3 protein-coding genes are annotated in these 3,959 nt (G+C 67.9%); 2 read left to right on the top strand and 1 reads right to left on the bottom strand.

The window, feature by feature from the left end; genetic code table 11:
* Positions 1 to 1,556 (bottom strand): hypothetical protein (locus AC1DYI_RS28855; RefSeq protein ID WP_477207558.1); only part of this gene is annotated, 1,556 nt, incomplete at its 3' end.
* Positions 1,557 to 1,733: 177 nt separating this feature from the next.
* On the opposite strand from AC1DYI_RS28855, the gene AC1DYI_RS28850 reads away from it, so the two are divergent.
* Together AC1DYI_RS28850 and glf are read left to right on the top strand one after the other, a co-directional pair.
* On the top strand, positions 1,734 to 2,522 hold the full coding sequence (locus AC1DYI_RS28850) for a helix-turn-helix transcriptional regulator (protein ID WP_477207557.1): 789 nt from the start codon (positions 1,734 to 1,736) through the stop codon (positions 2,520 to 2,522).
* A 130-nt stretch (positions 2,523 to 2,652) separates the two neighbouring features.
* On the top strand, positions 2,653 to 3,819 hold the full coding sequence (glf, locus tag AC1DYI_RS28845; protein ID WP_477207556.1) for a UDP-galactopyranose mutase: 1,167 nt from the start codon (positions 2,653 to 2,655) through the stop codon (positions 3,817 to 3,819).
* The last annotated feature ends 140 nt before the right edge of the window (positions 3,820 to 3,959 follow it).

Below are 3,959 nucleotides of genomic sequence, written 5' to 3'. Positions count from 1 at the left end.
GTGGCCTCGCGCTCCAGCCGCTGGCGGTCGGCCTCGGGCAGGGCGGCCATCGGCGCGGTGCCGCAGGCCGGCAACGCGGCCAGGTAGTGGGCCTCGAACTGCGGCGTCAGCAGCGAACCCTCGGTATCGAGCAGCGCGTCGATCACGCGCAGGTACAGCGCGATGCCATCGAGGTCGCCGATCGAGCCGTGCTCGGCCAGGCGCTGTTCGAACCAGCGCGACAAGTCGGCCGCGTCGCCTTCCGAATGCGTCAGGTTGATCAGCACGGCATGCAGGATGGCCATGTACTCCTGGCCATACGAATGGCCCGGTTCATGCCAGGCGGCGAGGTTGGGGTTGGTGATCACTTCCACGCCCGCGGCCTGTGCGCGCAGCGAGTATTCGATGTCGTCGCCACGTAAGAAGAAGGCGGCCGGCAGCCCGACGCGGCGCAGCACCGCGGTCGGCAGGCCGAAGAAGATGAAGGTCGCGTACTCGCAGTGGTTCAGCGGGCCGAAGGCGTCGAGGTGTTCGAAACCCTCCAGCGACAGCCCGTGCTTCAACAAATGCGGCGACAGGTTGCGCCGGCGCCCGAACTCACCTTGCTCATGGAAATTCAGCCGGCCCCAGAAGCCGCCGTCTTCCCACACCTGGGCTGGGCGGCTCTTCATCAGGATGGGCAGGCTGGTGATGTGCTGGCGCGTGCGCAGCGTGCAACTGAGCAGGTAGCGCGCCATCGACTCCATCGACAACACGCCGTCGTCGTCGAGGATCAGCACCTCGTCGGGCGCATCGTTGGGCGCTGCATCGCAGGCGGCCAGGAAGTGGTGGATCAGGTGGCTGGCATTGCCGCCGCCGCCCAGATTGGGGCCGGCGATCACACGCAAGTTCAGGCCATGATCGGCGGCGTCTTGCCACAGGGTTTCGGCGCCGGCTGTGGCGTCCAGTACCCAGAAATCCATGCGCGCCAGCGCGGCGCTGAGGAAGGCGTCGCCGGCAGCCGCATCGGCAAGCCGCGTCAACTGTTGGCGCAGGTGCAGCGTGCGGCCGAAGGTGCGCATCAGCACCGCGAGCCGGGTTGATTCGCGTGGGCGGGTGCGGGTGCACCAAGCCGCTTCGTGGATGCGCGCGCCGTCGATCGCGTCGACATGCCAGAACAGGCGGCTGTTCTGCGGCAGTGCGTCGATCGCACCGATGGTCAGCACCAACCGGCCGCGTTCGGCGGATTCGAGCCGGGTCTCGCGCAGCACCTGGGCCGGCTTGCCGAGCGAGGCGCACATCACGCGCACCCGCAGGCTGCCTTGCGCTTCGATCACCAGCGCCAGCTCGCGCACTGAACTGAGCCGCGCCCACGGTTCGACGTAGAAGCTGTTGCGCAGCGTGCCGCTGCCCAGCCAGTCGTCGGCGCGCAGATCGATCGGGCCTTGCGGGTTCTGCCATGCCACGCCGTCACTGGCCGCGAGGTACAGCGTGGGCGCGCCGAGCATCGAACGGTCCAGCGCCTGCAGGCGATACAGATCGGCCCCGGCGTGGTGGTGCCAGGGGGAAACAAAGGGCAGACGAGGGGGCGGACGCACGCGGGAGCGGCGCGCGGGCCTGAGGCGGCGGGCGCGCATCGAAAGAAGTTGAAGCCGGCCGCGATCTTGGCCGCGGTCCGTGACGGTTTCGCGTCAGGCCGGCACGAAAAAACGACGCCGACTGCCATCGCACTGTCACGCCAGGCCACTACGCTGCGCCGTCCTTTGAGCCAACCCATGCTGTCCACCCTGTCCATCGCGCCGGATGTCGGCGACGCGTTCTTGCGCGCCGCAGAGGCCGCGCATCAGGTCGGCTCGCCGCAGCAGTTCTTTGTCTGGCTGCGGCTGCACTTCTACCGCTTCCTGCCGCACGACCTGGCCTTGATGCGGATCGACGCTGGCCGCAATGGCGGCCGCCAGACCCATGTGCTGAACTGCGTGGCGTTGCCCAAGGGCCTGGAAGCCGAGTTGTCCGATGCCGGTGCGCGCTTCTGGACCGCGCTGGCGGAAGCCTGGTCGCAAGCCGGCGAACGCGCCGTGCGGGTGGATCTGCGCTCTCCGGCGTTCGCGGCTTTGGGCCCGGCGCTGCAGCTGAGCGAAAGCGGCTTCGACCACGCGCTGGTGCACGCACTGCGTGGTCTGGGCAGCCACGGTGAAGAGGTGCTGGTGGCCTTCTTGCGTCAAGGGGGCGACGAGTTGCCGCCGGAGATCGAACGCTGCGCGCTCGACCTGTGGATGCCTTATCTGCGCTTCGCCTTGTCGCGCGTCTACGGTGGTGGGCCCGGCTCGGCCGATGCGCGACCACGTGGTCGCGGCGACGGCAGCGGCGCCAAGCCGCTGACCGATCGAGAGCTGCAGGTGCTGGCGGCCGTGCGCGAGGCCAAGGCCAACGCGCAGATCGCGGTGATGCTGGGCATCAGCCCGCTGACGGTGAAGAACCACCTGCGCAGCATCCAGAAGAAGCTCGGCGCCCGCAACCGAGCGCACGCGGTGGCCGAGGCGATGTCGATGCGGCTGATTTCATGATGAGAACGATCGTTGGGCCGGGATGGGCAACGTGCCATCTCGATACAGCGGGCGGGCATCGCCGGTTGATGCCCGCCCCTCCTATTGCACTTGAACGGGCTCTTGCACGGGCTCTTGCACCGCGCCAACCATGAGTGCCCGCATCCTGATCGTCGGCGCCGGTTTGTACGGCGCGGTCTGCGCCCGCGAGTTGCACGACGCCGGCCACCAGGTGCTGGTGATCGAGCAGCGCGACGCGCCTGGCGGCAACTGCGCGACACGCTATGTCGAAGAAGCCGACTGCCACGAGCATGTGCACGGCGCGCACATCTTCCACACCGACAGCGACCGCATCTGGGACTACGTCAACCGCTTCGCGCGCTTCAACAGCTTCGTCAACCGGGTCAAGGTCAACCACGCCGGACAGCTGTACAGCTTCCCGATCAACCTGTTCACGCTGTACCAGGTCTTCGGCGCGCGCACGCCGGCCGAGGCGCGCGCAGCAGTGGCGCGCGAGCGGGTCGAGATCGAACAGCCGGCGAACCTGGAAGAGCATTGCCTGGCGACCGTCGGGCCGACGCTGTACCGCCTGTTCATCGAGGGCTACACCCGCAAGCAGTGGAAGCGCCACCCGAGCGAGTTGCCGGCCGAGATCATCAAGCGCATCCCGGTGCGCTTCGACTTCGACGACAACTACTTCAACGACCGCCACCAGGGCATCCCGGTCGGCGGCTACAACGCCCTGTTCGACCGGTTGCTGTCAGGTGTGCCGGTGCAATGCGGCATCGACTTCCTGCCCGATGCGCGGCACTGGATCTCGCGCTTCGACCATGTGATCTACACCGGTGCGATCGACGCTTTCTACGACCATTGCCACGGCGCGCTCGAATACCGTTCGCTGCGCTTCGAGCGCGAGTTGCTGCCGATGGCCGACTTTCAGGGCAACGCGGTCGTCAACTACACCGAGGCCGAGGTGCCGTGGACGCGCATCCTCGAGCACCGACACTTCGACAAGACGAGCCCGGGCCGGCGGCCGGGCGTGCAGCACACGCTGATCACGCGCGAATACCCGGCCGACCATGGGCCGGGTCGTGAGCCTTACTACCCGGTGGCCACCGAGCTGAACCGCGCGCGCTTCGAGCGCTACCGCACGATGGCCGAAGACGAATGGGCCGGCAAGGTTCACTTCGGCGGCCGGCTGGCCGAGTACCGCTACTACGACATGCACCAGGTGATCGGCGCCGCATTGGCGCATGTGGGCCGCTTCACGCGCGGCGAGTGGCAGGTGCGGGCACAGCGGGTTTCGGCATCGCTTTGAGGCATGGCCGGCACGCCGATTGCCCTAGCGCGCGCTGTTGTCGCCACCCCGTCTGTTGTTGTTGCGGCCTCGAACCGACGTGAGCACCTGGCGTGGTGTTGCCGTCAACGTTGTGCTCCGACGGGCGGGGCGGTTTCGCC

The sequence above is a fragment of the Ideonella sp. P3_A4 genome, from assembly GCF_056403075.1.
Note: the sequence above shows the minus strand (reverse complement) of the source record. Positions and strands in the feature narration are given on the sequence as shown.

What these genes read in the sequence shown, in the direction of transcription:
- glf (WP_477207556.1), top strand. Translation starts at nt 2,653, where the DNA reads ATGAGTGCCCGCATCCTGATCGTCGGCGCCGGTTTGTACGGCGCGGTC.
- AC1DYI_RS28850 (WP_477207557.1), top strand. Translation starts at nt 1,734, where the DNA reads ATGCTGTCCACCCTGTCCATCGCGCCGGATGTCGGCGACGCGTTCTTG.